General features: G+C 60.4%; 1 protein-coding gene. It reads right to left on the bottom strand.

Annotated elements, in window-relative coordinates:
• On the bottom strand, positions 1–1,170 hold a 1,170-nt coding region (locus BJQ17_RS29510), incomplete at both ends, for an immunoglobulin-like domain-containing protein (protein WP_375731046.1).

The raw sequence follows: 1,170 nt of genomic DNA on the forward strand, positions 1-1,170 counted from the left end.
GGCTGATCTGGCCAGCATCGTTGTAGACGTCATCGCCTTGCGCAGCGTGGGTGTACGGCGCGCTGGTTTCGCCAGCCTTGATGGTGACCTGGGCGTTGTTGCTCAGGGTCACGACCAGGTCGTGGGCCAGCGGCTGGTTGACGTGCACGGTGAAGGTCGGTTTGACGTTCTCGGCCACCGAGGTCTGGTCGGCTGTGATGGTGACCTTGACCAGATCGCCTTCGTTGCCTGGGGTGCCCGGCTCGTCGGTGACCGACGTGCTGACCGGGGTCTTGTCGAGTGTCAGTTGCTCGAACTTGCCGACATCCGCACCTTCAACGGTTGCGATCGATTTGATCACAGGGTCGTTGGTGCCAACGTAGACGTTGTCCGGGGCAGTGACAGTGGCAGTACCCACGGTGCCATTAGCCGGCACGGTGATGACGGTTTTGCCGTCGCTCAGCGTGAAGGTCAATGCACTGTGGTTATTGATCGGCAAGCCGTCTTTGTTGGTCAGCGTGATGGTGTAAGTGATCTCGCCGCCTTCGGTGACCGAAGGGGTGGCAGTCAGCTTGGCCACTACTTCGTCGGTGGTGTCGGTGACATCCACCTTCGCGGCACCGCCCAGCTCCAGGTTTTCGAAGGTGCGACCGTCTACATCCACAGCAGACGTGATGCCCAGGCTGATCTGGCCAGCGTCGTTGTAAACGTCATCACCCTGAGCAGCGTGGGTGTATGGCGCGCTGGTTTCGCCGGCCTTGATGGTGACCTGGGCATTGTTGCTCAGGGTCACGACCAGGTCGTGAGCCAGAGCGGTGTTGATGTGCACGGTGAAGGTCGGCTTGACGTTCTCGGCCACCGAAGTCTGGTCGGCCGTGATAGTGACCTTGACCAGGTCGCCTTCGTTGCTGCCGCCCGGGTTGCCTGGGGTACCAGGCTCGTCGGTGACGGTAGTGCTGACCGGGGTCTTGTCGAGTGTCAGTTGTTCGAACTTGCCGACATCTGCGCCTTCAACGGTAGCGATCGATTTGATCACAGGGTCGTTGGTGCCGACGTAGACGTTGTCCGGGGCAGTCACGGTAGCAGTACCCACGGTACCGTTGGCCGGCACGGTGATGACGGTTTTGCCGTCGCTCAGCGTGAAGGTCAATGCACTGTGGTTATTGATCGGCAGACCGTCTTTGTTGGTCA

The sequence above is a fragment of the Pseudomonas sp. NBRC 111139 genome (assembly GCF_001753955.1).
GTDB lineage: Bacteria > Pseudomonadota > Gammaproteobacteria > Pseudomonadales > Pseudomonadaceae > Aquipseudomonas > Aquipseudomonas alloputida.